Source organism: Allobosea sp. NPDC055594, from assembly GCF_053618995.1.
This window is the reverse complement of the sequence record NZ_JBSHIO010000018.1, coordinates 1-26,505: the sequence shown is the minus strand read 5'-3', so window position 1 is coordinate 26,505 and position 26,505 is coordinate 1. Positions and strand designations below refer to the sequence as shown.

24 protein-coding genes and 1 tRNA gene are annotated in these 26,505 nt (G+C 66.0%); 16 read left to right on the top strand and 9 right to left on the bottom strand.

The annotated features are described in order from the left end of the window. Positions 1–94 precede the first annotated feature (94 nt). A complete protein-coding gene (locus ACWGRX_RS23835) occupies positions 95–1,300 on the top strand; it encodes an MFS transporter (protein WP_452119594.1) in 1,206 nt (401 codons plus the stop codon). Between the two features lie 117 nt (positions 1,301–1,417). Here ACWGRX_RS23835 and secA read toward each other — a convergent pair whose 3' ends face one another. Further along, on the bottom strand, positions 1,418–4,261 hold the full coding sequence (secA, locus tag ACWGRX_RS23830) for a preprotein translocase subunit SecA (RefSeq protein ID WP_452119624.1): 2,844 nt from the start codon (positions 4,259–4,261) through the stop codon (positions 1,418–1,420). A 327-nt stretch (positions 4,262–4,588) separates the two neighbouring features. On the opposite strand from secA, the gene ACWGRX_RS23825 reads away from it, so the two are divergent. The 5 genes from ACWGRX_RS23825 (at position 4,589) to mutT (ending at position 8,660) form a co-directional block, all read left to right on the top strand. Further along, positions 4,589–5,440 carry a peptidylprolyl isomerase gene (locus tag ACWGRX_RS23825; RefSeq protein WP_452119593.1) on the top strand — a complete coding sequence of 284 codons (852 nt, stop codon included), beginning with the start codon at positions 4,589–4,591 and terminating at the stop codon, positions 5,438–5,440. 142 nt (positions 5,441–5,582) lie between these two features. Beyond that, positions 5,583–6,833 (top strand): bifunctional glutamate N-acetyltransferase/amino-acid acetyltransferase ArgJ, encoded by a 1,251-nt coding sequence (argJ, locus tag ACWGRX_RS23820; RefSeq protein WP_291638587.1) that lies wholly within the window; start codon positions 5,583–5,585, stop codon positions 6,831–6,833. Continuing rightward, the gene (locus ACWGRX_RS23815; protein WP_452119592.1) at positions 6,817–7,743 is read left to right on the top strand and encodes a DMT family transporter; all 927 of its coding nucleotides are present in this window, start codon (positions 6,817–6,819) and stop codon (positions 7,741–7,743) included. Before argJ ends, ACWGRX_RS23815 begins: the two co-directional genes overlap by 17 nt. Positions 7,744–7,757: 14 nt before the next feature. Next, on the top strand, positions 7,758–8,249 hold the full coding sequence (locus tag ACWGRX_RS23810; RefSeq protein ID WP_452119591.1) for a carboxypeptidase regulatory-like domain-containing protein: 492 nt from the start codon (positions 7,758–7,760) through the stop codon (positions 8,247–8,249). Between the two features lie 6 nt (positions 8,250–8,255). Next, complete coding sequence (gene mutT, locus ACWGRX_RS23805; RefSeq protein WP_291638584.1) at positions 8,256–8,660, top strand: 8-oxo-dGTP diphosphatase MutT; 405 nt, start codon at positions 8,256–8,258, stop codon at positions 8,658–8,660. 149 nt (positions 8,661–8,809) lie between these two features. Here the strand turns inward: mutT and ACWGRX_RS23800 are convergent, their stop codons facing one another. From ACWGRX_RS23800 to ACWGRX_RS23790, 3 genes are all read right to left on the bottom strand, one after another. Then, entirely contained in the window at positions 8,810–10,234 is a 1,425-nt protein-coding gene (locus tag ACWGRX_RS23800; RefSeq protein WP_452119590.1) for a glutamate synthase subunit beta, read from the bottom strand. A 4-nt stretch (positions 10,235–10,238) separates the two neighbouring features. Further along, positions 10,239–14,957 carry a glutamate synthase large subunit gene (gene gltB / locus ACWGRX_RS23795; protein WP_452119589.1) on the bottom strand — a complete coding sequence of 1,573 codons (4,719 nt, stop codon included), beginning with the start codon at positions 14,955–14,957 and terminating at the stop codon, positions 10,239–10,241. Positions 14,958–15,160: 203 nt separating this feature from the next. Next, complete coding sequence (locus tag ACWGRX_RS23790) at positions 15,161–15,301, bottom strand: hypothetical protein (protein WP_452119588.1); 141 nt, start codon at positions 15,299–15,301, stop codon at positions 15,161–15,163. A 260-nt stretch (positions 15,302–15,561) separates the two neighbouring features. On the opposite strand from ACWGRX_RS23790, the gene ACWGRX_RS23785 reads away from it, so the two are divergent. Both ACWGRX_RS23785 and ACWGRX_RS23780 read left to right on the top strand, forming a co-directional pair. Then, positions 15,562–16,620 (top strand): threonine aldolase family protein, encoded by a 1,059-nt coding sequence (locus ACWGRX_RS23785; RefSeq protein ID WP_452119587.1) that lies wholly within the window; start codon positions 15,562–15,564, stop codon positions 16,618–16,620. Between the two features lie 103 nt (positions 16,621–16,723). Beyond that, the gene (locus ACWGRX_RS23780; RefSeq protein ID WP_452119586.1) at positions 16,724–17,515 is read left to right on the top strand and encodes a hypothetical protein; all 792 of its coding nucleotides are present in this window, start codon (positions 16,724–16,726) and stop codon (positions 17,513–17,515) included. A gap of 206 nt (positions 17,516–17,721) precedes the next feature. On the opposite strand, the gene ACWGRX_RS23775 is transcribed toward ACWGRX_RS23780, so the two are convergent. Beyond that, entirely contained in the window at positions 17,722–18,195 is a 474-nt protein-coding gene (locus tag ACWGRX_RS23775; RefSeq protein ID WP_291638580.1) for an Hsp20 family protein, read from the bottom strand. A 180-nt stretch (positions 18,196–18,375) separates the two neighbouring features. Between ACWGRX_RS23775 and ACWGRX_RS23770 the strand changes: the two genes are divergently transcribed. Next, positions 18,376–19,431 (top strand): alpha/beta fold hydrolase, encoded by a 1,056-nt coding sequence (locus tag ACWGRX_RS23770; RefSeq protein ID WP_452119585.1) that lies wholly within the window; start codon positions 18,376–18,378, stop codon positions 19,429–19,431. Here the strand turns inward: ACWGRX_RS23770 and hisN are convergent. Both hisN and ACWGRX_RS23760 read right to left on the bottom strand, forming a co-directional pair. Continuing rightward, positions 19,336–20,118, bottom strand: coding sequence for a histidinol-phosphatase (gene hisN / locus ACWGRX_RS23765; RefSeq protein ID WP_452119584.1), 783 nt, complete (start codon positions 20,116–20,118; stop codon positions 19,336–19,338). The two genes, ACWGRX_RS23770 and hisN, sit on opposite strands and share 96 nt — an antisense overlap. Positions 20,119–20,419: 301 nt before the next feature. Then, positions 20,420–21,334: an N-formylglutamate amidohydrolase gene (locus ACWGRX_RS23760; RefSeq protein ID WP_452119583.1), complete on the bottom strand. Its 915-nt coding sequence runs from the start codon at positions 21,332–21,334 to the stop codon at positions 20,420–20,422. Positions 21,335–21,627: 293 nt separating this feature from the next. On the opposite strand from ACWGRX_RS23760, the gene cpdR reads away from it, so the two are divergent. From cpdR to ACWGRX_RS23745, 3 genes are all read left to right on the top strand, one after another. Continuing rightward, positions 21,628–21,987 (top strand): cell cycle two-component system response regulator CpdR, encoded by a 360-nt coding sequence (cpdR, locus tag ACWGRX_RS23755; protein WP_291638577.1) that lies wholly within the window; start codon positions 21,628–21,630, stop codon positions 21,985–21,987. Between the two features lie 134 nt (positions 21,988–22,121). Then, a tRNA-Val gene (locus ACWGRX_RS23750) sits at positions 22,122–22,196 on the top strand. A gap of 275 nt (positions 22,197–22,471) precedes the next feature. Continuing rightward, positions 22,472–23,011 carry a hypothetical protein gene (locus ACWGRX_RS23745; RefSeq protein ID WP_452119582.1) on the top strand — a complete coding sequence of 180 codons (540 nt, stop codon included), beginning with the start codon at positions 22,472–22,474 and terminating at the stop codon, positions 23,009–23,011. A gap of 278 nt (positions 23,012–23,289) precedes the next feature. Here the strand turns inward: ACWGRX_RS23745 and ACWGRX_RS23740 are convergent, their stop codons facing one another. Together ACWGRX_RS23740 and ACWGRX_RS23735 are read right to left on the bottom strand one after the other, a co-directional pair. Next, positions 23,290–23,871: a hypothetical protein gene (locus tag ACWGRX_RS23740; protein WP_452119581.1), complete on the bottom strand. Its 582-nt coding sequence runs from the start codon at positions 23,869–23,871 to the stop codon at positions 23,290–23,292. A gap of 45 nt (positions 23,872–23,916) precedes the next feature. Next, positions 23,917–24,879, bottom strand: coding sequence for a helix-turn-helix domain-containing protein (locus tag ACWGRX_RS23735; protein WP_452119580.1), 963 nt, complete (start codon positions 24,877–24,879; stop codon positions 23,917–23,919). Here ACWGRX_RS23735 and ACWGRX_RS23730 point away from each other — a divergent pair. The 4 genes from ACWGRX_RS23730 to ACWGRX_RS23715 all read left to right on the top strand — a co-directional run. After that, on the top strand, positions 24,796–25,011 hold the full coding sequence (locus ACWGRX_RS23730) for a helix-turn-helix domain-containing protein (protein ID WP_452119579.1): 216 nt from the start codon (positions 24,796–24,798) through the stop codon (positions 25,009–25,011). The two genes, ACWGRX_RS23735 and ACWGRX_RS23730, sit on opposite strands and share 84 nt — an antisense overlap. Before the next feature lie 2 nt (positions 25,012–25,013). Beyond that, on the top strand, positions 25,014–25,751 hold the full coding sequence (locus ACWGRX_RS23725) for a hypothetical protein (protein WP_452119578.1): 738 nt from the start codon (positions 25,014–25,016) through the stop codon (positions 25,749–25,751). Continuing rightward, positions 25,748–26,005, top strand: a complete 258-nt coding sequence (locus tag ACWGRX_RS23720; RefSeq protein WP_452119577.1) for a hypothetical protein — start codon at positions 25,748–25,750, stop codon at positions 26,003–26,005. The genes ACWGRX_RS23725 and ACWGRX_RS23720 overlap by 4 nt, the downstream gene beginning before the upstream one ends. After that, positions 26,002–26,505 (top strand): hypothetical protein (locus tag ACWGRX_RS23715; protein WP_452119576.1); only part of this gene is annotated, 504 nt, incomplete at its 3' end. The genes ACWGRX_RS23720 and ACWGRX_RS23715, both read left to right, overlap by 4 nt.

Below are 26,505 nucleotides of genomic sequence, written 5' to 3'. Positions count from 1 at the left end.
ACGCGAAAGTTTTTGACCGAAACACGAATGAAGGTCATCGGCAAGCTCTGTAGAAGAGCCTCGCGCGATCGATCCGCGCGAGGAGATCAAGTCGATGGTCGCAGTTGCCCCGGAAGCCCGCCCGCGTTTCGAGAAGGCGACGACCTCGATCCTGCTCGCCGTCAGCTTCTGCCACCTGCTCAACGACGTCATGCAGTCGCTGCTGGCCTCGCTCTATCCGCTGTTCAAGGCGAATTACGGCCTGGACTTCGTCCAGATCGGCCTGCTGACCATGGCCTTCCAGGTCACCGCCTCGCTGCTGCAGCCGGTCGTCGGCATGGTGACGGATCGCTGGCCGATGCCCTATTCGGCGCCCGCCGGCATGGCCTCGACCTTCGGCGGGCTGATCCTGCTCGGGAATGCGCATAATTTCGCGGTGCTGATCGTCGCGGCCTGCCTGATCGGCTTCGGCTCGGCCGTCTTCCACCCGGAGGCGTCCCGGGTGGCGCGGCTCGCCTCGGGCGGGCGCCACGGCCTGGCGCAGTCCCTGTTCCAGGTCGGCGGCAATCTCGGCTCGGCGCTGGGCCCGTTGCTGGCGGCTTTCATCGTGCTGCCCTTCGGCCAGGGCAGCGTCGCCTGGCTCTCGGTGATCGCGATGGCGGGCGTGCTGATCCTCACCCGGGTCGGGCGCTGGTATGCGGCCCATCGCCGGGCGCAGGCGGGACGCCCGCCAGTCAGCCGGGCCTTGCCGCTGCCGGGGAGGCGCGTTGCCTTCGCGCTGTTCGTGCTCGTGCTGCTGACCGCGACGAAGAACGTCTACATGGCGAGCATATCGAGCTATTTCACCTTCTACGTCATCGAGCAGTTCCAGCTCGGCTTCCGGGACGCGCAGCTGATGCTGTTCCTGTTCCTCGGTGCCGCGGCGGTCGGGACCTTCGTCGGCGGGCCGATCGGCGATCGATTCGGGGCGCGCTTCGTGATCTGGTTCTCGATCCTGGGCGTCATCCCGTTCGCGCTGCTGCTGCCCTATGCCAATCTGTTCTGGACCGGCGTGCTGAGCGTCGCGATCGGGCTGATCTTCGCCTCCGCCTTCTCGGCCATCGTGGTCTTTGCGCAGGAGCTGGTTCCGGGCCGTGTCGGCCTGATCGCTGGCATGTTCTTCGGCTTCGCCTTTGGAGCGGGGGGCCTCGGCGCCGCCCTGCTCGGTGGCCTGGCCGATGCCCATGGCATCGGCTTCGTCTATCGCATCTGCTCCTATCTGCCGCTGCTGGGCTTGCTGACCATCCTGCTGCCGCGCTTGCCGCAGCGCCACAGAGCCTGAATGGCGGCCTGATCGGGCTTCGCCTAAGCCAAAAGCGGAGCCGATGCTGCTCGCAAGAAAAAAGCTCCGGCCCATGGGCCGGAGCTTTTCGCTTCTATCAGCGCCTGCGGGGACGGCTCAGACGAACTGGCCGTGGCAGTGCTTGTACTTCTTGCCGGAGCCGCAGGGGCAAAGCTCGTTGCGGCCGACCTTGCCCCAGCTCGCGGGGTCGTTCGGGTCGCGCTCGGCGACGGCGATGTCACCCTCGATCGCGGCGAACTGCGACTGGCCGCCGAAGAAGCCGGCCGGGGGCGCAGGGAGCTCGCCGCCGGGCTGATCGAAGCCGCCGCCGCCCTGCTCGGGCGCGTCGAAGCGGACCTCGATGCGCATCAGATTGCCGGTGACCTGCTCGCGCAGGCGGCCGATCAGGCCATCGAAGAGCTCGAAGGCCTCCTGCTTGTACTCGTTCAGCGGGTCGCGCTGGGCATAGCCACGCCAGCCGATGACTTGGCGCAGATGGTCGAGGGTGACGAGGTGTTCGCGCCAGAGATGGTCGAGCGTCTGCAGCAGCACCTGCTTCTCGACATAGGTCATCACCTCTTCGGTGTTGCGCTCGATGCGCGCGGCATAGTCCTCGTCGGCGATCTTGCGGATTCGCTCGCGCAGTTCGGCGTCGGCGATGCCTTCTTCCTTGGCCCAGTCCTCGATCGGCAGGTCGAGATTGAGATAGGTCGCGACGTCCTCGCGCAGGCCGGCGGCATCCCACTGCTCGGGATAGGCCTCCTCGGGAATGCGGCGCGAGACGGTGTCCTCGACCACGCCATGGCGCATGTCGTCGATGGTCTCGCGCACGCTCGCCTCGCGCATGAAGTCGCGGCGCTGCTCGAACACGACCTTGCGCTGGTCGTTCATGACGTCGTCGTATTTCAGGATGTTCTTGCGGATGTCGAAATTGCGCGCCTCGACCTTGCCCTGCGCCTTCTCGACCGCCTTGTTGATCCAGGGATGGACGATGGCCTCGCCCTCCTGAAGGCCGAGCTTCTGCAGCATGCCGTCCATCCGGTCGGAACCGAAGATCCGCATCAGATCGTCCTGCAGCGACAGGAAGAACTTGGAGCGACCGGGATCGCCCTGGCGGCCGCCGCGGCCGCGCAGCTGGTTGTCGATGCGGCGGCTCTCATGGCGCTCGGTGCCGATGATGTAGAGGCCGCCGGGGCGGGTCATGGTCTTGGCCGGGCGCGAGCCCTTGGCCGGCTCGAGCTCGATAGTCTCGGAGGCGTTGAGCACGATCTCCTTGAAGCGCGCGACCTCGGCCTCGATCTCCTTGATCCTGGCCTGCTTCTCCGGCCCGTCCTCCATGCCGGCGGTCTCGTGGGCGACACGCATCTCGACATTACCGCCGAGCTTGATGTCGGTACCGCGGCCCGCCATGTTGGTGGCGATGGTGATCGCGCCGGGCACGCCGGCCTCGGCGACGATGAAGGCTTCCTGCTCGTGGAAGCGGGCGTTCAGCACGGCGAACTGCTTGGCGCTCTTGCCCGAGCGGGCGGCCGAATAGAGCTTGTCGAGCGCGCCGGGCTGGGTGAAGTCGATCTGCTTGAAGCCGGCGGCGATCAGCATCTCGGCGACCATCTCGGATTTCTCGATCGAGGCGGTGCCGACCACGACGGGCTGAAGGCGCTCGCTGGCGCGCTCCAGCTCCTTGATGATCGACTGCACCTTCTCCGGGAAGGTGCGGTAGACCTCGTCGTCGTCGTCGATACGGGCGACCGGGACATTGGTCGGGATTTCGACCACTTCGAGCTTGTAGATCTGCTCGAACTCGTCGGCCTCGGTCGCGGCGGTGCCGGTCATGCCGGCGAGCTTCTTGTAGAGGCGGAAATAGTTCTGGAAGGTGATCGAGGCCAGCGTCGCGTTCTCGGGCTGGACGGTGACGCCTTCCTTGGCTTCCAGCGCCTGGTGCAGGCCTTCCGAATAGCGCCGCCCCGGCATCATGCGGCCGCTGAACTCGTCGATGATGACGACCTCGTCGCCGCGGACGATGTAGTCCTTGTCGCGGGTGAACAGGGTGTGGGCGCGCAGGGCCTGGTTGACGTGGTGGACCAGCGTGACGTTGGCGGAATCGTAGAGATCGCCCTCCTTGAGCAGGTCGGCGGCTCGCAGCAGCTCCTCGATATGCTCGTTGCCGGCCTCGGTCAGCGCCACCGTGCGCTGCTTCTCGTCGACCTCGTAATCGCCGGGGATCAGCCCCGGCAGGACCTTGTCGATCGAGACGTAGAGGTCGGACTTGTCGTCGAGCGGGCCGGAGATGATCAGCGGGGTGCGGGCCTCGTCGATCAGGATCGAGTCGACCTCGTCGACGATCGCGAAATGGTGGCCGCGCTGGGTCATCTGCGCGACCTCGTACTTCATGTTGTCGCGCAGATAATCGAAGCCGAACTCGTTGTTGGTGCCGTAGGTGATGTCGCAGGCATAGGCGCGCTGGCGCTCCTCGTCGTCGAGGCCGTGCACGATGATGCCGACGCTGAGGCCGAGGAAATTGTAGATCCGGCTCATCCACTCCGCATCGCGGCGGGCGAGGTAGTCGTTGACGGTGACGACGTGCACGCCATTGCCGGCGAGTGCGTTGAGATAGACCGGCAGCGTCGCGACCAGGGTCTTGCCTTCGCCGGTCTTCATCTCGGCGATGGCGCCCTCGTGCAGCACCATGCCGCCGATCAGCTGAACGTCATAGGGGCGCTGGCCGAGGATGCGCTTGGCGGCCTCGCGGACCGTGGCAAAGGCGGGGACGAGCAGCTCGTCGAGCGATTTGCCTTCGGCGATCTGCTTGCGGAAGGTCTCGGTGCGGGCCTTCAGCTCATCGTCGGAGAGCTTCGCGACCTCGGCTTCGAGCGCGTTGATGGCGGCGACACGGGGCTGGTAGCCTTTGACCCGCCGGTCGTTCGACGAGCCGAAGAGTTTCTTTGCGAGCGCGCCAAGCATGTCCGGTCTTTCCATGGGCGCTTCCGGCTGGAGGACCCGGCACGAGGCGGGCGCGGCCGAAAGCGGATAATCCTGAAATCACGCGCGTGTTTAGACGCGTGCGGGCGCGCGGTCCAGCGCGCGCTTGCTGTGAAGGTGGTCGTCGCGACAGCCGATGCGACGCAGCGCATGTGGGGTCCGGCCGCGGCCCTGCCAAGAGGCGGCGGGGTGACGCAGAAGCGCGCCGGTCGCAGCGACGCGCGCGCTGTGCCTTGCCAAGGCCGTGATCTGCTGGCACTCAGCCAGCCGATCCGTTTTTAGCGCCATTCATCGAAAGGCCAACACCCGATGGTTGTTTCCCGTCTCGCCACGCTGTCGCTCGGCCTCGTGCTGGCTGCAGCTGCGCCTGCCTTCGCGCAGCAGGACAAGGTCGTCGCGAAGGTCGACGGCATCGAGATTACCGAGAGCGAGCTCGCGCTCGCGGCCGACGATCTCGGCGAGCGCACCGCCCAGATGCCGGAGGAGCGCAAGCGCGAGGAGCTGATCAACTTCCTGGTCGACCTCAAGCTCGGCGCCCGCGCCGCCGCCGCCGCCAAGATCGGCGAGGGGCCGGATTTCGCCAAGCGCGTGGCCTATAATCGCAACAAGCTCCTGCTCGACGAGTATCTGACGACCGAGGCCAAGAAGGCGGCGACGCCCGAGGCTGCGAAGAAGCTGTTCGAGGACACGGTCAAGACGCTGAAGCCGGAGGAGGAGGTCCACGCCCGCCATATCCTCGTGCCGGAAGAGGCGCAGGCCAAGGCAGCGCTGGAGCGCCTGAAGAAGGGCGAGGACTTCGCCAAGGTCGCGGCCGAACTCTCCAAGGACCCGGGTTCGGGCAAGGAAGGTGGCGATCTCGGCTGGTTCGCCAAGGAGCGGATGGTTCCGGAATTCGCCGAGGCCGCCTTCAAGCTCGAGAAGGGCCAGCTCTCTGAGCCGGTGAAGAGCCAGTTCGGCTGGCATGTGATCAAGCTCGAGGACAAGCGGACCAAGCCGCTGCCGACCTTCGACGAGGTCAAGCCGCAGATCGAGCAGTACCTGGTCCGCAAGGCGCAGCAGGACATCATCGTCGGGCTGCGCGACAAGGCCAAGGTCGAGCGCCTCGACAAGCCGGCGGCGACGCCGGCTCCGGCGACGCCGGCCGAGCCGAAGAAGCCCTGAGGCAGACTTAGCGGGCGCCTCGGAAGAGGGGCGCCCGAAATGCCCCGGAGCCGGCCCGGGCATGATCTGCACGCCGGCATTGCCTGCTTGTTTTCCGCACGCTGCTGCGGCACATCGAAGCGCCTCAAAAGGAGACGCCCCGATGGCCGGCAAGGATGTTCCCGTTTCCCCGCTCGCGCCAAAGCGCCAGCCCAAGGTTCCGGCGGTGCCGGGCGTGCGTTTCGCCACGGCGGAAGCCGGCATCCGCTATAAGGGCCGTACCGACGTGCTGCTGGTGCTGCTCGACGAGGGCTCTCAGGCCGCCGGCGTCTTCACCCGTTCGAAATGCCCGTCCGCGCCGGTCGACTGGTGCCGGGCGAATCTCGCCCAGGGCACGGCCCGGGCCGTGGTCGTCAATTCCGGCAACGCCAACGCCTTCACCGGCCTGAAGGGCCGCGACTCCGTCGCACTGACCGCGAAGATCGCGGCCAAGGCCGCCGGCTGCAAGCCCGAGCAAGTCTTCATCGCCTCGACCGGCGTGATCGGCGAGCCGCTCGACGCGACCAAGTTCGAGGGCGTGCTGGCTGACTGTGCCTCTCGCGTGGCCGACGGATCCTGGCTCGATGCCGCCAAGGCGATCATGACCACCGACACCTTCCCCAAGGCGGTGTCGCGCAAGGCCAAGATCGACGGGCACGAGGTCGTCATCGCCGGCATCGCCAAGGGGGCGGGTATGATCGCGCCCGACATGGCGACGATGCTCTCCTTCGTCTTCACCGATGCGCCGATCGCCGCCCCGGTGCTGCAGGCTCTGCTCGGCAAGGGCGTCAAGGGCTCGTTCAACGCGATCACGGTCGACAGCGACACCTCGACCTCGGACACGCTGATGCTGTTCTCGACCGGCAAGGCCGCGGCGCGCGGCGTGCCTGCGATCAGCGATCCTGCCGATCCTCGTCTCTCTGGCTTCAAGCGGGCGCTGAACGCGCTCCTGCTCGAGCTTTCGCATCTCGTCTGCAAGGATGGCGAGGGCGCCCGCAAATTCGTCGAGATCCGGGTGCAGGGCGCCGCCTCGTCGCGCTCGGCCAAGAGGGTCGCGCTCTCGATCGCCAATTCGCCGCTGGTGAAGACCGCGATCGCCGGCGAGGACGCCAATTGGGGCCGCATCGTCATGGCGGTCGGCAAGGCCGGCGAGCCGGCCGATCGCGACCGGCTCGACATCTCCTTCGGCGGGATCATGGTGGCGCAGCAGGGCGCCCGCGCACCGTCCTATGACGAGGTCGCCGTATCCAACTACATGAAGGGCGAGCACATCGTCATCACCACCGACCTCGGACTTGGCCGAGGCAAGTCCACCGTGTGGACCTGTGATCTCACCAAGGCCTATGTCGAGATCAATGGTGACTATCGCTCCTGAGCCCGCGCGGCCGGCGGGGCCGAGCAAGACGTTCATCGTCAGCAACCTCGCCGTCTGCTCCTTCCTCTGGGGTTCGAGCTACCTGTTCATCAAGCTGATGGCCGGCGACGTCGTCCCCTGGGCGATCGCAGCCTGCCGCGGCCTGCTCGGCGCTGTGACGCTGGCGCTGTTCGTCGCGGCGCGCGGCCAGAGCCCGCTGCCGCGCCGCCACGAGCTCCGTCATTGGCTCGTGCTCGGCACCTGCAATGGCTGGCTGCCGAACGTGCTCGTCGCCTATGCGCTGATCCAGCTCGCCAGCGGCCCGGCGGCGATGATCCAGGCGGCGGGCCCGCTGGTCACGGCGCTGTTCGCGCATTTCCTGTTCTCGGAAGAGCATCTCAGCCGGCGCCGGCTCGGCGGCATACTGGTCGGCATGGCGGGCGTCGCCATCCTGATCGGGCCGCGCCTGGTCGAAGGCGGCGGCACGGCGCTCAGCCTGCTCGCCATGGTCGGCGCGACGTTGTCCTATGCCTGCGCCAATCTCTATACGCGCGCGGTGCCGCCGCGCGCGGGCGATCCGATCCGGTTGGCGCTCGGCCAGCAGGTGGTCTCCGGCGGCGGGGCACTGCTGCTGACGCTGACCTTCTCCGGCTGGGGCGCGCTTCTGGCCCTGACGCCGCATTGGCAGGCGGCGCTGGCGCTCGGCGTGTTCGCGACGGCGATGCCGGTGGCGTTCTTCATGCGATTGATCCGTGCGGCCGGGCCGACCCGGGCGGCGATGACCGGCTATCTCGTGCCGGTCGTCGCTGCCGTCATGGGTGTGCTGGTTCTCGGCGAGACGCTTGAGTTGCGGCAGATCATCGGAGGCGTCATCATCCTCGCAGGCGTCTTCTTCGTGACGACGGCGCCGGCGGGGGCGAAAACGGGATGAAAGCTGCGGCGTGCATGCTGGGCCTGACGGCCTTGCTGGGGGCCTGCGTCGAGCGGCGTCCGACAGCGAGCTCGTCCTTCTCGCCGGAGGAGGCGGCCTATATCCGCAAGCCGGGAGCCGGCGTGATCACCGGGCACGCCTTCCGCACGCGCGCCAAGGGCCAGGTCGTCAACGCGGCCGGCGAGGTGGTCCGGTTGGTGCCGGCGACCGCCTATGCGAGCCAGCGCTTCGCCAGCCTCTATGGCCGCGCCAAGTTCATCCCCGCTGCCAGCTATCCGCAAGAGGAACCGGATCCACGCTACGTCGAATACACGCGCACCACCAAGGCAGAGGCGAATGGCCGTTTTGCCTTCGACAAGGTGGCGCCGGGTCGCTATTTCGTCACCACCCAGGTGATCTGGGGCGAGGAGGACGCGCTCTCCCGGGAGGGCGGTTCGGTTTATGACGAGGTGACGCTGACCGGCAGGGAAACCGAGCCGGTGCGGGTCATCCTTTCGGGAAAATGAGGCTTCGTGAAACTGCTGCTCGTCGTCGCCTGCGCGCTGGTCGATTCCGATAACCGCGTCCTCGTCACCCAGCGCCCCGAGGGCAAGGCCCTGGCCGGGCTCTGGGAGTTCCCGGGCGGCAAGCTCGAAGCCGGCGAGCGGCCGGAGCCGGCGCTGATCCGCGAGCTCTCCGAGGAGCTTGGCATCGAGGTCAAGGAAGCCTGTCTCGCGCCGCTGACCTTCGCCAGCTACGCCTATCCCGAATTCCACCTCCTGATGCCGCTCTATATCTGCCGGCGCTGGGAAGGGACGGTGACCTCGCGCGAGGGCCAGGCGCTGAAATGGCTGCGTGCGAGCAAGCTGCGCGAGCTTGCCATGCCGCCGGCCGACGAGCCGCTGATCCCGCATCTGATCGATCTGCTCGGGGCGTGAGCCGCTGCGACTGATGCCATTCGCAGCATGGTCGGGCTTGTCCCGACCATCCACGTCTTGGCTGCACTGGTCAGGCTCGATGCTCAAGACGTGGATGCTCGCCACAAGGGCGAGCATGACGTCGTGGTTCTCGTGAGTGCACCCGCCGCTCAGCGCGGCAGGATGGTCTCGCCCATCAGGTGCTTGTCGATCGAATGCGCCATCTGGCGACCCTCGCGGATCGCCCAGACCACCAGCGACTGGCCGCGGCGCATGTCGCCGGCGGCGAAGACCTTCTCGACCGAGGTCTTGTAGGCCAGCATGTTGGCCTCGACATTGCCGCGCCCGTCGAGCTTGACGCCGAGCTTTGCGAGCAGGCCGTCATGCACCGGCGAGACGAAGCCCATGGCGAGCAGGACGAGATCGGCCTTGAGGTCGAACTCGGTGCCCGGGATCGGCTTGAAGCCGGCATCGACCTTGGCGCAATGCAGGCGCTTCACCTTGCCGTTCTCGCCCGAGAACTTCAGCGTGCCGATGGCGAAGTCGCGCTCGGCGCCTTCCTCATGGCTGGAGGAGGTGCGCAGCTTCAGCGGCCAGTTCGGCCAGGTCAGCTGCTTGTTCTCCTTCTCCGGCGGCTGCGGCATGATCTCGATCTGGGTGACCGAGAGCGCGCCCTGGCGCACCGAGGTGCCGATGCAGTCGGAACCGGTGTCGCCGCCGCCGATGACGACGACATGCTTGCCGCCGGCGAGGATCGGCCTGGCATTGCCCGTGGTCTCCGGCTCGCCGCCATTGCGGCGGTTCTGCTGCGGCAGGAAGTCCATGGCGAACTGGACGCCGTCGAGGTCGCGGCCCTCGATCGGCAGATCGCGCGGCTTCTCGGCGCCACCGGTCAGGCCGATGGCGTCGTACTCAGCGAGCAGCTCCTGCGGGTCGATGTCGATGCCGACATTGACGCCGTAATGGAAGACGACGCCTTCGGCCTCCATCTGCTTCACCCGGCGCTCGACATGCGACTTCTCCATCTTGAAGTCGGGGATGCCGTAACGGAGCAGGCCGCCGGCGCGGGCCTGGCGCTCATAGACATGGACCTCGTGACCGGCGCGGGCGAGCTGCTGCGCGGCGGCGAGGCCGGCCGGGCCGGAGCCGATCAGGGCGATCTTCTTGCCTGTCCTGGTCGCGGCCGGCTCGGGCTTGATCCAGCCCTCCTGCCAGCCCTTGTCGACGATGGCGCATTCGATCGACTTGATGGTGACCGGGGTATCCTCGAGATTCAGCGTGCAGGACGCCTCGCAGGGTGCGGGGCAGACGCGGCCGGTGAACTCCGGGAAATTATTGGTCGAGTGCAGGTTCAGCAGCGCCTCGCGCCACTTGTCGTTGTAGACGAGGTCGTTCCAGTCCGGGATCTGGTTGTTCACCGGACAGCCATTGTGACAATACGGGATGCCGCAGTTCATGCAGCGCGCCGCCTGGTCGCGGGTCGCCTCGGCGCCGAGCGGGATCACGAACTCCTTGTAGTTCCTGATCCGGTCGGAGGCTGGGAGATACTTCCGGTCGCGCCGGTCGATTTCGAGAAAGCCGGTTACCTTGCCCATCGTCTCACTCCGCCGCGACCGAGACGCCGGCCTGGGCCCGCTCGATTTCCATTAGCGCCCGCCGATATTCGACCGGCATGACCTTGACGAACTTGGGCAGGTACTCCGCCCAGTTCTCCAGAATTGCCTGAGCCCGCGCCGATCCGGTGTATTTCAGGTGGTCGGCGATGAGCTGGTGCAGGCGCTCGGCGTCGTAGCCCGACATGTTGGCCATGACGTCGATGCGGCCCTTGAACTCGAGGTCGCCGCCGTGATGGTAGAGGCGCTGGGTCAGCTCCTCCTCCTCCGGCACCGGCTCGAGATCGACCATGGAGAGGTTGCAGCGCTTGGCGAAGCTCTTGTCCTCGTCGAGCACATAGGCGATGCCGCCCGACATGCCGGCCGCGAAGTTGCGGCCGGTCTGGCCGAGCACGACGACGACGCCGCCGGTCATGTATTCGCAGCCATGGTCGCCGGTGCCCTCGACCACCGCGATCGCGCCGGAATTGCGCACCGCGAAGCGCTCGCCGGCGACGCCGCGGAAATAGCATTCCCCGGAGATCGCGCCGTAGAGCACGGTGTTGCCGACGATGATCGCGTCCTCGGCGACGGTGCGCGACTTCGGGTCGGGGCGGATGATCAGCTTGCCGCCGGACAGGCCCTTGCCGACATAGTCGTTGGCCTGGCCGGTGAGGTCGAGCGTCAGGCCGCCGGCGACCCAGGCGCCGAAGCTCTGGCCGGCGGTGCCGGTGAGCTTCACCGTGATCGCATCCTCGGGAAGGCCGGCCGCGCCGTGGCGCTTGGCGATCTCGCCGGAGATCATCGCGCCGGTCGAGCGGTCGACATTGCGGATCGTGCTCTCGATCACCACCGGGGCGCCGCTGTCGAGCGAGGCGCCGGCCTTGGCGATCAGGGTGCGGTCGAGCACCGACTCGATCGGGTGGACCTGGCGCTCGACATTGCGGATGGCGACACCTTCGCCGGCTTCAGGCTTGTGGAAGATGCGGGCGAAGTCGAGCCCCTTGGCCTTCCAGTGGTCGATCGCCTGCTTCTTGTCGAGCCAGTCGGAGCGCCCGACGAGCTCGTCGAAGCTGCGCACGCCCATCGCGGCCATGATCTCGCGCACGTCCTCGGCGAGAAAGAAGAAGAAGTTGATGACGTGCTCGGGCTGGCCCTTGAAGCGCTTGCGCAGCACCGGATCCTGGGTGGCGACGCCGACCGGGCAGGTGTTGAGATGGCATTTGCGCATCATGATGCAGCCGGCGGCGATCAGCGGCGCGGTGGCGAAGCCGAACTCGTCGGCGCCGAGCAGCGCACCGATGACGACGTCGCGCCCGGTGCGCAGGCCACCATCGACCTGCAGCGCGATGCGGCCGCGCAGCTTGTTCATCACCAGGATCTGGTGGGTCTCGGCGAGACCGATCTCCCAGGGCGAGCCGGCATGCTTGATCGAGGTCAGCGGCGAGGCGCCGGTGCCGCCCTCATAGCCGGCGATGGTGATGTGGTCGGCGCGGGCCTTGGCGACGCCGGCGGCGACGGTCCCGACGCCGAGCTCGGAGACCAGCTTGACCGAGACGTCGGCCGCCGGGTTGACGTTCTTCAGGTCGAAGATCAGCTGCGCCAGATCCTCGATCGAGTAGATGTCATGGTGCGGCGGCGGCGAGATCAGGCCGACGCCCGGGGTCGAATGCCGGACCTTGGCGATGCGGGCATCGACCTTGTGTCCGGGCAGCTGGCCGCCCTCGCCGGGCTTGGCGCCCTGCGAGACCTTGATCTGCATCATCGCCGAATTGACGAGATATTCGGTGGTGACGCCGAAGCGGCCGGAGGCGACCTGCTTGATCGCCGAGCGCATCGAGCGTCCGTCCGGCAGCGGCACGAAGCGCTCCGGCTCCTCGCCGCCCTCGCCGGTGTTCGACTTGCCGCCGATCGCGTTCATCGCCAGCGCCAGCGTCGAATGCGCCTCGTGGCTGATCGAGCCGAAGGACATGGCGCCGGTCGAGAAGCGCTTGACGATCGAGGCCGCGCTCTCGACCTCTTCGAGCGGCACCGCCTGATGGCCGAGCTCCTCGGCCATCTTGACGTGGAACAGGCCGCGAATGGTCGAGAAGCGCTGGCTCTGGTCGTTGAGCAGGTCGGAATAGGCCTTGAACTTGTCGCGGGCATTGCCGCGCACCGCATGCTGGAGCAGCGAGATGTTCTCCGGCGTCCAGGCATGGTCCTCGCCGCGGATGCGGTAGGCGTACTCGCCGCCGACGTCGAGCGCATCGCGATAGACCGGCGAGTCGCCGAAGGCGTCGCGATGGCGGCGCAGGGTCTCCTCGGCGATCTCGGCGAGGCCGACGCCCTCGATCGAGGAGATGGTGCCGCGGAAATACGCGTCGATGAACTCCGAGCGCAGGCCGACCGCGTCGAAGATCTGGGCGCCGCAATAGGACTGGTAGGTCGAGATGCCCATCTTCGACATGACCTTGAGCAGGCCCTTGCCGATCGACTTGATGAAACGCTTGACCACCTCGTAGGCGTCGACCTCCGGTGGGAACTCGCCGGCCTCGAGCAGCGCCTCCATGGTCTCGAAGGCGAGATAGGGGTTGATCGCCTCGGCGCCGAAGCCGGCGAGCAGGGCGAAGTGGTGGATCTCGCGCGGCTCGCCGGATTCGACGACGAGGCCGACCGAGGTGCGCAGGCCCTTGCGGATCAGGTGATGATGGACGGCCGCGGTCGCGAGCAGCGCCGGTATTGGGATGCGGTCCGCGCCGACCTGCCGGTCGGAGAGGATGATGATGTTGTAGCCGCCATGCACCGCCGCCTCGGCGCGCTCGCAGAGCCGCGCGATCGCGCCTTCCATGCCGTTCGCGCCTTCGCGCGCCGGATAGGTGATGTCGATCGTCTTGGTGTCGAAGCGATCCTCGTAATGACCGATGCAGCGGATCTTCTCGAGATCGTCATTGGTCAGGATCGGCTGGCGCACTTCGAGGCGCTTGCGGCGCGAGGTGCCCTCGAGATCGAGGATGTTCGGGCGCGGCCCGATGAAGGAGAGGAGGCTCATCACGAGCTCCTCGCGGATCGGGTCGATCGCCGGGTTGGTGACCTGGGCGAAGTTCTGCTTGAAATAGGTGTAGAGCAGCTTTGACTTCGAGGAGAGCGCCGAGATCGGCGTGTCCGTGCCCATCGAGCCGACGGCTTCCTGTCCGGTCACCGCCATCGGCGCCATCAGGATCTTGGTGTCTTCCTGGGTGTAGCCGAAGGCCTGCTGGCGATCGAGCAGGGCGACGTCGGTGCGCGAGGCGCGAGCCTCCACCGGCGGCAGCTCTTCCAGGACGATCTGGGTGCGCTTCAGCCAGTCCTTGTAGGGATTGGCCTGGCAGAGGCTCTGCTTGATCTCGTCGTCGCCGATGATGCGGCCCTCTTCGAGGTCGATCAGCAGCATCTTGCCGGGCTGGAGCCGCCACTTCTGGACGATCTTCTCCTCCGGGATCGGCAGCACGCCGAACTCCGAGGCCAGCACGACGAGCCCGTCATCGGTGACGAGATAGCGGGCCGGGCGCAGGCCGTTGCGGTCGAGCGTCGCGCCGATCTGGCGGCCATCGGTGAAGGCGATCGCCGCCGGGCCGTCCCAGGGCTCCATCAGCGCGGCATGGTATTCGTAGAAGGCGCGCCGGCTCTCATCCATCAGCGGATTGCCGGCCCAGGCCTCGGGTACCAGCATCATCATGGCGTGGGCGAGCGAGTAGCCGCCCTGGACCAGGAATTCGAGGGCGTTGTCGAAGCAGGCGGTGTCGGACTGACCCTCATAGGAGATCGGCCAGAGCTTGGAGATATCGGCGCCGAAGAGCTCGGAATCGACCGAGGCCTGACGGGCCGCCATCCAGTTGACGTTGCCGCGCAGCGTGTTGATCTCGCCGTTATGGGCGACCATCCGGTAGGGATGGGCGAGGCGCCAGGACGGGAAGGTGTTGGTGGCGAAGCGCTGGTGGACGAGGGCGAGGGCGCTCTCGAAGCGCGGATCGGTCAGGTCCTTGAAATAGGAGCCGAGCTGGGTGACCAGCACCATGCCCTTGTAGACGATGGTCCGGCAGGAGAAGGAGACCGGGTAATAGGTCGCGGTCGCCCGGTCCTGGCGCTTGTAGACCTTGTTCGAAACCGACTTCCTGAGGACGTAGACCTTGCGCTCGAAATCGTCCTCGTCGGAGATCTCGGCCGGGCGGCCGACGAAGATCTGGCGATGGGTCGGTTCGGTTTCCTTGACGGCTTCGCCGAGGTCGCTGTTGTCGACCGGCACGTCGCGCCAGCCGAGGAAGATCAGGCCTTCCTCCTCGACGGTCTGGGCGACGATCTCCTCGCAGACGGCGCGGTTCTCTGCGTCCTGCGGCATGAAGAACTGGCCGATGGCGTAATGGCCGGGCTCGGGCAGCTCGATGCCGATCTTCGCGCATTCTTCCTTGAAGAAGCGGTGCGGGATCTGGGTGAGGATGCCGCAGCCGTCGCCGAGCTTGGGATCGGCGCCGACGGCGCCGCGATGGTCGATATTGTGCAGAATCTGCAGGCCCTGTGCGACGATCGCATGGCTCTTGCGGTTCTTCATGTCGGCGATGAAGCCGACGCCGCAGGCATCATGCTCATTCGACGGATCGTAGAGCCCCTGGCGCTCCGGCATGGCGGGGTCGCGGACAACAGGGAAGCGCTCGAGGGATTTCTCGACCGCAGGCCTGGTGACCAGGTTCGATCCGTTGCGTTCGCGCATCGTCAACTCCGCTGCCGAAGGGGGCCGGCTAGCGCCAGCGCCCGTCAAGGTTTCACACGGTTCCGTGCCTCGGCCGGTCCGCCCTGCTCGCCTTGGCGAGGAACGGGCCGGCTTCGTCTCGTTTTCGAAGGTCGCTTGCGCCTTGTAGTCCCGCGCCTGCGCCCTTCGCAGGCGCGCAGGCTGCTAGGCCCAGTCGCGCCTGGTCAGGCCGACGTTTTACGGGCGGCGCGCGCGCGGATGGCTTCGGCGATATTGGCCATGCCTTCCGTCATGCTCCGCTCCATCATTTGGCGGTCAGCCGGCCAAGCTCGCCGGTCGCCGCTCGCTGAAAAATGGGACAGCATCACTGTCCTAACGTCTCGAACTTGCCAGAATTCCAATCTGGGCACAAGCGGCGATTTTGCACTGCATCGAAATTTTATTGCTAATTGCGTGAGCGCTTCGACATTTTCACATCATTGGTCGGCTTGGGCCAGCCCGGAAGTTGTTCCTGTGGCTTCGTCGTGAACTGCGAGGGTGGCATGGCCGTGCAGCGTGCAAGCGGTAGCGCAGTCCGGGACGATCCCCGACAAAAGCTGCGAAGCTGCTTTCGCGAGACGGTGCCATGAACTTCATCAGCGACAATCTCGCCGGGGCGAGTGCTCCGGTCCTGCAGGCGATGCTGGCTGCCAATGACGGGTTCGCCGCGGCCTATGGCAACGACGCCTGGACGAAGCGGGTCGAGGCGCTGTTCGCCGATCTGTTCGAGCGCGAGGTTGCGGTCTTCCTGGTCACGTCGGGCACGGCGGCGAACGCGCTGGCGCTGGCGAGTCTGGTCCAGCCCTGGGGGGCGGTGCTCTGCCATCACGAGGCGCATGTCGCCGCCGATGAATGCGGGGCGCCGGAATTCTTCAGCGGCGGGGCCAAGATCGTCGGCCTGCCGGGCGATGGCTGCAAGCTCGCGCCGGACGTCGTCGCGGACCAGCTTTCGCGCATGCGGCCGGACTCGTTGCACCAGGTGCAGCCGCAGCTCCTGTCGATCACCCAGGCGACCGAATGCGGGCTGGTCTATCGGCCGGACGAGATCGCGGCGCTGAAGGCGGCGATCACGCCGCGCGGGCTGAAGCTGCACATGGACGGCGCGCGCTTCGCCAACGCTGTTGCGCGCCTTGGCTGCTCGCCGGCCGAACTCACCTGGAAGGCGGGCGTCGACGTGCTCTCCTTCGGCGGCACCAAGAACGGCGCCCTGGCGGCCGAGGCGGTGGTTTTCTTCGAGCCAAAAGCTGCGGCCGAGATGCCCTGGCGTCGCAAGCGCGCCGGCCATACCCTGTCGAAGGGCCGGCTTATTGGCGCCCAGTTCGAAGGCCTGCTGGCCGACGGGCACTGGCTCGACCTCGCCGGCCATGCCAACGCCATGGCCGACAAGCTGGCCGCCGGCATCGCGGCGCTTGGAAGCATCCGGCTCGCCTGGCCCAGCGAGGCCAACGAGGTCTTCGCGATCCTGCCGGCGGCGCGCCGCGACCAGCTCAGGACGCGCGGCGTGCAGTTCCTGGACTGGGCGGATGGGGCGCTGCCGGAAGGAGAGGGGCTGGCGCCCGGCGAAACGATCGGTCGTTTCGTCTGCTCCTTCGCGACGAGGCCGGACGAGGTCGAGCAGCTGCTGGCGATCATCGCCGAGGCTTGAAAAACCCGGGAATCACTGGATTGCGACCGAATTCGTGCCGCAAGCACGCCGTAATCCTTACCGAGAACTGAAGCCTGAGATTCTGCCGTACAAGGACAGGACCATGGCATTCTTCACTACGCCGGAGCGTGGCTCGCAGGATTTGCGCCGCCGTCTCGCTGGGCTGGCCATCGCTGCCACGACCCTGGCTGCGGCCGGCCCGGCGCTGGCTCAGATCGATGATTACGGTGGCGGCTACGCCTATTACGGCCGGGGCTATGAGCGCGATTACGGCTATGAGCGGCGCTATGATTATGCGCCGCTGCCGCCCGCGCCGATCCCGCAGCGCGCGATCGGGCGGGTCGCGGCCCGCGAATTCGGACTCGTCAGGGTCGACCGCACGATCGCGACGCGTTCCTCCTATGTCGTCGACGGCACCGGCCGCGATGGTGCAAGGGTCCGCCTGATCCTCGATCGCTATAGCGGCGAGCTGATCGATAGGATCGTGCTCGGGGCGCCAATGCGCACCGCCCGGCTCGATCCGCAGATCGAACGGCCGGCGCAGCGGCTGATTCCGCGCCCGCCGCCGCGTCCGGCCGAATTGAAGCCGCCCGCCGAGGCGAGCGCTCCGGCGACCGTGGCGCCGCCTTCGCCCGCCGCTCCTCCCGCCCCGGCGGCGGTGCCGGCAAAGCCGCTCGCCGTGCCTGCCGTGGCACCCAAGGAGATCGGCAAGCCGACGCTGGTCAATCCCCAGGATGTCCGCAATGCCGACGGGCCGGAGCTGGCGCCGCCGCTGGCTCGTGCCCATCCGAGCGGAATCCTGGTGCCCGACACCACAGTGCCTCCGGTGCGGATCGAGGGGACCAAGGCGGAGGCGCCGAAATCGGACATGGTGCCGGTCGCGCCGCTGAACTGAGGGGCCGGCGGGGCGCTCTGCAGGGCCAGAGCATCTCAGCGGTTTTCTGAAACGCGAAATGCTCTAGTTGTTTTATCGCATTTTCTTCACGCGAACCGGTGCCTACTTCGCTCGAAAATGCTCCAGCTCCGCATAGAAAAAGGCCTCCCCGGCTTCCCGGGGAGGCCTTCTGGTTTCTGGCGGGCGCAGTTCGCGCCGTGCGGCGGTTACGCCGCCTGCTTGGTCGCGACCTTGGCCTCGATCACCTTGGCGCCCTGCGCACCGATCGGAATCAGGCGCGGTTTCTTGGCTTCGGGAATCTCGCGGACGAGGTCGATATGGAGCAGGCCGTTCTCGAGGCTGGCGCCGGTCACCTGGACATAGTCGGCGAGCTGGAAGCGGCGCTCGAAGGCACGGGCGGCGATGCCCTGATGCAGGACCTCGCGCTTCTCGGCACCTTCGGCGGTCTTCTTCTCGCCGCGGACGGTGAGAGCGTTCTCCTTGCTCTCGATGGAAAGGTCGGCCTCGGCGAAGCCGGCGACGGCGATCGAGATGCGATAGGCGTTATCGGCGGTGCGCTCGATATTATAGGGCGGATAGGTCGGCGCATTGTCGACGCTGGTGGCCTGGTCGAGCAGCGAGAACAGGCGGTCGAAGCCGACGGTCGAGCGATAGAGCGGGGAAAGATCGTAGGAACGCATGATTGTCCTCCAGAGGAAGCGACAGAGTGTTCAGCCCGCCTCGCCATGAGCGCGGGCCTCGGTTGCAGTCTCGCGCAGCCGGTTCCGGCCTGCGCATGACTGATCTGGGGGAGGGTTTCGGGCTTTTCAAGACCCCTGCGAGAGGGGCATAAGCAGCTTATCCGCCAGCTGGACGTGCCGATGGCCGAAGCCGAATTCTTCCACGACGCCGGCTACCCCGTTCCCGGCCATGGCAAGGTCTGGTTCGCTCCGACCGCGGATGGCGCGCGGCTACGCCTCGCCAGCTGGCATCCGACCGTCAGGCCGGCTCGGGGCACGGTGCTGATCGCGCAGGGGCGGGCCGAGTTCATCGAACGTTATAGCGAGACCATCGCCGAGCTGCGCCGGCGCGGTTTCCATGTCATCGCCTTCGACTGGCGTGGCCAGGGCGGTTCGCAGCGCTTCACCGACCGGCCGCGCCGCGGCCATGTCGGGCGCCTGAGGGAGTATGAGCGCGACCTGGCTCTCGCCACCGCCGAGATGCAGGAGCGGCTGCCGGCCCCCTATTTCGCTCTGGCGCATTCGATGGGGGCAGCGCTCTGCCTCGACGCGGCAAGGCGGCAGGCCCTGCCGGTCGCAAGGCTGGTCGCGCTGGCGCCGATGCTCGGCATCGCCATGATCGGGCGCCCGCGTGCGGCAAGGCTTCTGGCTTCCGCGCTCTACTGGCTCGGCTTCGGCAAGGCCTTCGTGCCGGGCGGCGGTGAAACGGCGATCGGCACCAAGCCGTTCGAGGGCAACCGGCTGACGGGCGATCCGGTGCGCTATGCCCGCAATGCGGCGCTCTCCGCCGCAGCGCGTGAGCTCGCCATCGGCGATCCCAGCGTCGGCTGGATTCGGACCGCCTTCGAACTGATGGACCGGCTCGCCGCGCCACGCGCGCCGCTCGAGGTGCGGGTGCCGACGCTGGTGATCGCCGCGGGGCGTGATCCGGTCGTCTCGACGCCGGCGATCGAGCGTTTCGCCGCCAGGCTCAAGACCGGCTCGGCGCTGGTGCTGCCGACGGCCCGTCACGAGATCCTGATGGAAAGCGACGCGATCCGGGCCCAGTTCTGGGCAGCCTTCGATGCCTTCGTCCCCGGCGAGCGGCTGGAAGCGGCGGCGTCAGCCGGCGAGCAGCTCGAGCGCGGCCTGGTGCAGGGCCTTGTTGCCGGCGGCGAGGATGGTCCCGCCCTGGGCGGCGCTGCCGCCGGTCCATGAGGTGACGATGCCGCCGGCGCCCTCGATGATCGGGATCAGCGCGACGATGTCATAGGGCTTCAGCCCGCTTTCGATCACCAGATCGACATGGCCGGCGGCGAGCATGCAGTAGGCATAGCAGTCGCAGCCATAGCGGGAGAGGCGCACGGCGCTCTCGACGCGGCCATAGGCCTCTTTCTCGGTGCCGGCGAAGAGGTGGGGGCTCGTGGTCATCAGCGTCGCCTCGGCGAGCGTCGCGGTCGCGCGGGTATGCAGTTCACGCGGGCCGCCCTGGCCTTCATAGCGGGCCTTGCGGCCGTCGCCGGAGAAGCGCTCGCCGGTGAAGGGCTGGTTCATCATGCCGTAGACCGGCACGCCCTTGCGGGTCAGGCCGATCAGCGTGCCCCAGACCGGAATTCCGGAGATGAAGGCGCGGGTGCCGTCGATCGGATCGAGCACCCAGACATATTCGGCATCGGCATTCTCGGTGCCGAACTCCTCCCCGAGCACGCCATGCTCAGGGAAGCTGCGCTTGATCAGATTGCGCATCGTCGCCTCGCCGGCGCGATCGGCCTCGGTGACGGGATCGAAATTGCCGCCGGCCGATTTGTCCTCGGTCGTGTGCATGGAACGGAAGAAGGGCAGGATCGCCTGGCCGGACGAGGTGGCGAGCCCGGCGACGAACTCCGTGAAATCGACCGCGCTCATCGCCTCTTCCTCGTCTCGCTGTCCGGCCGTTGCTGCGGGGCCGGTCGCCGCCTGGGTCCTTCATGCGTTCCGTCCGGCCGGAAGACAAGCCGCCTGCGTCGCCCGCGCCGATCTGTGTCTGTTGCATGCCTGCGGCACGTTTCATCGGCGGGCTTGCGTTTTTGCGATGCAGCGTCTATTGTGCACTGCGAAGGGGAGATGACCTCAAACCTTCGTTGCCCTCCTTGGGCGTTTCCTCCCTAGACTTGGGCCGCCACGCCAGTGAGCGGCCCTTTTTCTTGCCGAGTCGCCGGAGAGGCGGCTATTCCGCCGCCTGTCGCCAATCGCCGAGCCAGCCGCTCCAGCGCGCAAAGCATTCCGCCATGGTGGCACTGATCACCTGTTGCAGGGCGGTGAAGCCGGCATTCGGCTCGAGCGTCGTCTCGTCCATGTAGAGCGCGCGGTTGATCTCGATCTGCAGCGCATGCACGCCGCTGCCGGGTGCGCCGTAATGCTCGGTGATGAAGCCGCCGGCATAGGGGCGGTTGCGGGTGACCTTGAGGCCGGCACGGCGGAAGGCCTCCTCCGCGGCTTCGACGACGAAGCCGGCGGCGCTGGTGCCGAAGCGGTCGCCGAGGATGACGTCCGCCTTGGCGAGGCCATCGCGGTCGAGCCCGGTCGAGGGCATGGAATGCGCATCGACCAGCACGCAGGTGCCGAAGGCGGACCGGGTGCGGTTCACCAGATGACGCAGGCCGGCGTGATAGGGCCGGTAGAGCTCCTCGATCCGTGTCAGCGCGACCTCGACCGGGATCCGACCCGGATAGATCTCGTGCGCATCGCCGACAATGCGCGGGATCGTGCCGAGGCCGCCGGCGACGCGCAGCGAGCGGGTGTTGGCGAAGCCGGGCAGGCGGCCCTCGAACATGCGCGGGTCGAGCTCGAAGGGCTCGCGGTTTAGGTCGAGGAAGGCCCGGGGAAACTCGGCGACGAGCAGCGGCGCGCCGAGGGCGACGGCGTGCCGGAAGAGCAGGTCGACATAGGCGTCCTCCGAGCGCCGCAGCGAACGCAGTGGCAGGCGCGAGCTCTCGACGAAGGCGGCGGGATAATGCCGTCCGGCATGGGGAACGTCGACGACCACGGGCACCACCTGCAGGGCAGGCTGATGGAGCGTGAACGGGCGCTCGATCTCGGCGATCACGCTTTCAGGATGCGGCGGAAAATGTTCAGTGGGCACGGTCATTTCAAACGACTGAAGCACAAAGCGGGCCGGGGTTGAAGCCGGCTGCCGGCGACGGCGAGAATCGCTGCCGTTCATCGCTTGTTTACTGTACTGGGCGCTAATAAGGGCGCATGAACCTGGAAGGCGCTCGCCGGTGGTAGAGCCGCTGGCGCCGGCTGGGGTCGGCGCGGTCCGGGGCGGCGGGACGGCCGGCCCGGTTTCAGGGAATGACGAGGCGAGCGAATCAGGTGTGGCCGGAGGCTGCGCCCGGCGCGCGTCAGCGCAACAAGACGGACGATGCAGGCGCCATGACGAAGATTCTCCTCGCCGAAGACGACAATGATATGCGCCGCTTCCTGGTCAAGGCGCTGCAGAATGCCGGATACGACGTCGCCTCCTTCGATAACGGGCTTTCCGCCTATAATCGTTTGCGCGAAGAGCCGTTCGAGCTGTTGCTGACCGATATCGTGATGCCTGAAATGGATGGCATCGAGCTCGCCAGACGGGCCACCGAACTCGATCCCGACATCAAGGTGATGTTCATCACCGGTTTTGCCGCTGTCGCGCTGAACCCGGATTCGCAGACGCCGAAGGATGCCAAGGTGCTGTCGAAGCCCTTCCATCTGCGCGAATTGGTGACCGAGGTCGAGAAGCTGCTGGCTGCCTGAGCGGGCGTCACACGCTTCTTGGCGACAAGCCGACGAAGCGCCTTGCAAGGCGGCGCGCGACTCGTTATAGCCGCCTCACTCGCAACGAAGTCGCCTCCGGGCCGGCCTCGTTCCAGAAGGCCTCCGGGCCGGACGGGCGCGTAGCTCAGCGGGAGAGCACTACGTTGACATCGTAGGGGTCACAGGTTCGATCCCTGTCGCGCCCACCATTTTTAGCCCCGTCTCGCAATGACTTAGCGGGACGGGGCGTTGCCCCCACCCTCCGCAGATCACCGGCATTCAACTGCACTTCAACAGCAAACAGCTTGGTTGAGGTCAGCTTCTGCAGTTCGGTGATGACGAAATCCGTTGCCAGCGCGACATCCGCCAGAACCTCGGCGTCGAACGCCTCATAGTGCTCCGTCGTCGTCGAGCCTTCCCTGACGGTGTGCCCGAGCCAGATCGACCGCAGCTCCCGCGGCACCCGGGGGCACATCTTGCGGACATGCGTCGCCATGAAGGCGCGAATCGTCCGCTGCGTCAGATCGGGCACGCCGGCCTCGTCCGCGATTCGCTTGACGGCCTTCTTCACGGTGCCGACCCGCTCGCCCTTGTAGACCAGCAGCGAAACAGGATGGTTCGGGCGCTCGCCGTGCTTCTTGAACCAAGCCTGCGCATCTTCCTCGCGCCAGGCGTCGAGCCAATCGGCCAGCCCTTGGGAAGCCATGATCACCGCCCGCCGCTTGTTGGTCTGAATGCGGCCGGGCGGATTGAGGTCTACCGCGCCGGTGCCTCGGTCGTATTGGACGACCGGATCAAAATCGGTGATCGCCTCCGGGCGGGCCCAGGTGTTGAGCGCCATGATAGCCCAGCGCAGCAAATGCTTCGTCTGGATGGCGTCGATGAACATTGCCATCTGCTGAAGCGTCGGCACGAAGCCCCCTTTCTTCGGAGGGGCAATCTTCAAATCCTTCGCGATTCGGGTTCGCTGGTAGACGATCCTGGGGCAGTGCGAGACGAGAGCGCCTTCGACGGTCCCGCCTAGCGGATCGGGCCGCATCTTCACCTCGGCCGCATCGTTCATGGCCGCTCCGAGCACGCTCAGGGTACGGTCGATCGTCGTGGCGCTGTGGCGGTAGGTCTTGTTGCAGAACCGAGCGAGATCAAGTTGCCGCGACGGCGTCCAGAACGAGACGGGCGCGGCGAGGTTCTTCGCTTCGTCGCGCAGGTATTCGGTGACGATCGTCACCGCGCGAGTCGCTTGCCCTTCACTGGCGATGCCGGTGGCGTGGCCGTTGAGATAGGCCTCCATCACATGCACCGTCAGGACTTGACCAGGGTGAGGGCACTCGTCAGCCGCCCGTGCCGGGGCTGCCGCGATGAGGGCGATGAGTGCTTGCTTCGCCTCTTCGCCAATCTCTGTGCGCAGGCTTCGGCGGCGGACTGAGCGAGCTCCGGCGTCATACCGGCAGGCGTAGTAGATTCCACCGCGATTGGGATGGGGGATGTCGAGGTAGTAGCCGCCGAACTCCCAGCCGACTGCGCTGGCGTCTCCGGCGGGCTCTGCGGCTGCTGGGGCTGGTTTGCGGGCCATGTCGGCTTCCTGCGGTATTTGCGGTCAATGTAGTCCTGGACGGCGTCGGGTGTGTATCGAGGGCCGGTGGCGAAGGCGAAGAATTCGATCACACCGGCCTTCCGTGCGCGGCGGATCTCGCCGGCCTTCAGCACCGGCCAACGACCTTCGACGTCAACTTCGGCGAGATAGTCGCTGGGGTCGATGACAATCGTCTGCTGGGCCATAGTCAGGCGGCCCGGGTGCGAGCGACGCCGTTGGGCAATGCCTTCCTCGGCGCGGACATGAGATTCGGCATAGCTGTCTCCTTGTGACGGGAGGCAGTTACGCATAATTGAATTCCGATCTCAATCTAAATAATGCGCTAAGGAATAATTTTATTCCAACACCCTTTTTGAAGGCGGAGGCGGCGGGGCCCGACGCGTGCGTCGGGTCAACACAAGCGAGTTCTCCTCGGGGGGTTTGCGCGGTGGAATGCGCTCGCTAGCCATGACGTTGAAGATGCCAATGACCAAGCCGACGAAGCCGGCAGCTTCTAAACTGCGCTGCCGGGCGGCCTCTTCCATGCTCTCTGTTGAAATTTCAAGATCCCAGCCCATTCGATCGTTTGTGGGGTTGAATAGTAGGACTTTGTCTTTCGGAGGATCAAAATCGGGAATGGTTGGTGGATTGAGGTATTCCCGGATCGACGTATTGAAGCGACCGTCCTCCGCCTCTTCGGTAAAAATCATGATATCTCCCGGCCTTGGCAAGATTTCATTCTCATCAAAGCCTGCGACGACAACGAATCCACCAGCGTTGACATGATAGTTGGCTGACGTGTCGGCAACTTCATAAGCACTAAGCTCGAGATGCATCCATTCATCAGGAACAAGGATTGAAATACTGTACCAGGCGCCGCCGGGCCTTTTTTGGGTATCGGTCCAGACATTATACGCGGCAGCCCCCACTACAGGGATATCACGCAGATTCGGGCGTGAGGCGCCGAGGTATATGCCGGCCAGTTTTTGGAGCTTTAGAAGCGCTTCGTCATCGATCTCTAGCTGTCCCGTTTCCCATCGCGAGATGGTGCCCTGAGAGACGCCAAGGTTCGCAGCAAGCAAGGCCTGGTTCAGCCCGGTCTGCTTGCGCAAGCGTCGAATTGTCTCTGGATCTTTGCTCATGAGGGAATGCCTACTCACGGAATTCGTCCCAAGCAATCCTCTTACGCATAAAATTGCTTGCATCGGAATATTCCGTAATGCATTAATCGGAATATGATGAACATAATGTTTCATATCCGGAATGGCGTCTTTCGTGAGAACCAGGCGAAGTTCGCTGTCATAGCTGGTGTCAGCCAAGCTACCGTCTCTCGATGGGAGAAGGGGGCGCAGGAGCCGACGCGCGACAAGCTCGCGATGATCCGTGAGGAAGCCCGCAAGCGCCGGATATTCTGGAGCGACGCTTGGTTTTTCGAAGCGCCGGCGGCCTGACCATGGCTGGTCCGATCGAGCCACCCTCCAAGAGCTTCACCAGCCAGAAGCTCGACCTCCAGAAGCGCATGTGCGCCGACCGTCGCGTGACTGATGGGCAGTACCGCATGTTCACGAGGGTTCTGGCCAACATGAACGAGGGAACCGGCATCGCCATCATCAGCGATGAGGCGATCATAGCCGAGGTGGCCAGTTGTGGCAGTCAGTCGACCTGCAAAGCCAATCGGAAAAAGCTCGCGGAGCTTGGGTATTGGACCGTAAAGCCGGGCTCCGGAGCGTCGACCAGCGAATACAAGGTCGATCTTAAGGCCGGCATGGCCCTGATGGCCGGACTGGAGGAGCAGCGCCGGCAGCGCATCAGCCGGCGCCGGCAGAAGCACAGTGACTGGCGAGCCAGGAAGCGTGCAGACCGTCATGGGGATGTCGGGCAGACCGTCATGCAGGACCCCCCGTACACCCTATATACACCCTCAACAGAAACACCCTCATATAGGGCTACCGAGGAATCCAGATATCTCCAGGGGGCAGAGGACAATCTTCTGATCCCCAAGAGTGTCCTTTCGCTGCTCGGTGGTGGTGATGTTGCTGAGGGGCGCCGGTTGGCGGAAGTCGTGCCGCCGGATCGCTTGGCTGAAATCCTCGACTTTGCGTCCAAATTTGGAGCGTCGGCTTGCCGAGGTGGCATCGCCGAAGCGCGCGACCTCGCATTGTCCATTCTCGCTCGGAGGGCATCGGCATGACCGATATCGCATCCGACCTCTTCGCATGGGCTGAGCGCCGGCCGCCCGAAAAGGTCGTCCATTTCCTGGACAAGCGGAAGTTGCTGCCGCGCTGGCAAGCGATCAGACTAAAGCCCTTGGCTGGCTATGACCGAGCTGTGGCGCGGGAAAGCGGCGAGATGCCGCCCGCTCCGATCCTGCGCTTCCCGCGTGCGCATTCCGCAGCGCCAAGCGGCATCTCGCCGGAGCCGCAGCGATCAGGAGCAGGACGATGACAATCGGAACCTGGGAAGAATGGGAACACTGGCGGCGCCAAATGACGCGCGATCGAAGCATGAATAGTTTTGCCAAGGTCGTGCTGCTTGATATCGCTGACCGCATCGAGAACGGTCAAGACCTGATGTCCGAGGGCTATCTAGGCGCTTCGCTCGCTAGATCCCCGCGGACGATCCAGCGCGCAGTGAAGCAGGCGACATCCGCCGGCTGGCTAAGTCGCGAGCGGAGCGGGAAGCGTGTGGTTCTGCCGACGTCGATCCTTCCCTTCAAGCGTGAGGCGTCGCTGGATCAGAAAGCCATTCTCACCGCCGAAGATCGTCTGCACCTGGCTTCCACGGTGCACGACGTTATCGCGAAACCTGCGGAGGGCAAGAAACTGGAATGCATTCCTAAAATAGCAATCAGTGTCAACGGCGGTCGGATTCCAGGCCAGGGTGGCGGAGCAAAAGTAGGCCACTGGCGTCGTGGAGCGGCGGATATGGCAAGGGCCCCGATCGGG

Bases quoted from the DNA above. Each gene is read 5' to 3' on its own strand.
- ACWGRX_RS23775 (WP_291638580.1), bottom strand. From the start codon at position 18,195: ATGCGTTCCTACGATCTTTCCCCGCTCTATCGCTCGACCGTCGGCTTC.
- gltB (WP_452119589.1), bottom strand. From the start codon at position 14,957: ATGCGCGAACGCAACGGATCGAACCTGGTCACCAGGCCTGCGGTCGAG.
- ACWGRX_RS23800 (WP_452119590.1), bottom strand. From the start codon at position 10,234: ATGGGCAAGGTAACCGGCTTTCTCGAAATCGACCGGCGCGACCGGAAG.
- ACWGRX_RS23770 (WP_452119585.1), top strand. From the start codon at position 18,376: ATGGCCGAAGCCGAATTCTTCCACGACGCCGGCTACCCCGTTCCCGGC.
- ACWGRX_RS23730 (WP_452119579.1), top strand. From the start codon at position 24,796: ATGATGAACATAATGTTTCATATCCGGAATGGCGTCTTTCGTGAGAAC.
- ACWGRX_RS23790 (WP_452119588.1), bottom strand. From the start codon at position 15,301: ATGCTGTCCCATTTTTCAGCGAGCGGCGACCGGCGAGCTTGGCCGGCT.
- argJ (WP_291638587.1), top strand. From the start codon at position 5,583: ATGGCCGGCAAGGATGTTCCCGTTTCCCCGCTCGCGCCAAAGCGCCAG.
- ACWGRX_RS23740 (WP_452119581.1), bottom strand. From the start codon at position 23,871: ATGCGTAACTGCCTCCCGTCACAAGGAGACAGCTATGCCGAATCTCAT.
- ACWGRX_RS23825 (WP_452119593.1), top strand. From the start codon at position 4,589: ATGGTTGTTTCCCGTCTCGCCACGCTGTCGCTCGGCCTCGTGCTGGCT.
- ACWGRX_RS23725 (WP_452119578.1), top strand. From the start codon at position 25,014: ATGGCTGGTCCGATCGAGCCACCCTCCAAGAGCTTCACCAGCCAGAAG.
- ACWGRX_RS23785 (WP_452119587.1), top strand. From the start codon at position 15,562: ATGAACTTCATCAGCGACAATCTCGCCGGGGCGAGTGCTCCGGTCCTG.
- secA (WP_452119624.1), bottom strand. From the start codon at position 4,261: ATGCTTGGCGCGCTCGCAAAGAAACTCTTCGGCTCGTCGAACGACCGG.
- ACWGRX_RS23835 (WP_452119594.1), top strand. From the start codon at position 95: ATGGTCGCAGTTGCCCCGGAAGCCCGCCCGCGTTTCGAGAAGGCGACG.
- ACWGRX_RS23745 (WP_452119582.1), top strand. From the start codon at position 22,472: ATGCGTCGCCATGAAGGCGCGAATCGTCCGCTGCGTCAGATCGGGCAC.
- hisN (WP_452119584.1), bottom strand. From the start codon at position 20,118: ATGAGCGCGGTCGATTTCACGGAGTTCGTCGCCGGGCTCGCCACCTCG.
- ACWGRX_RS23810 (WP_452119591.1), top strand. From the start codon at position 7,758: ATGCTGGGCCTGACGGCCTTGCTGGGGGCCTGCGTCGAGCGGCGTCCG.
- ACWGRX_RS23780 (WP_452119586.1), top strand. From the start codon at position 16,724: ATGGCATTCTTCACTACGCCGGAGCGTGGCTCGCAGGATTTGCGCCGC.
- ACWGRX_RS23720 (WP_452119577.1), top strand. From the start codon at position 25,748: ATGACCGATATCGCATCCGACCTCTTCGCATGGGCTGAGCGCCGGCCG.
- cpdR (WP_291638577.1), top strand. From the start codon at position 21,628: ATGACGAAGATTCTCCTCGCCGAAGACGACAATGATATGCGCCGCTTC.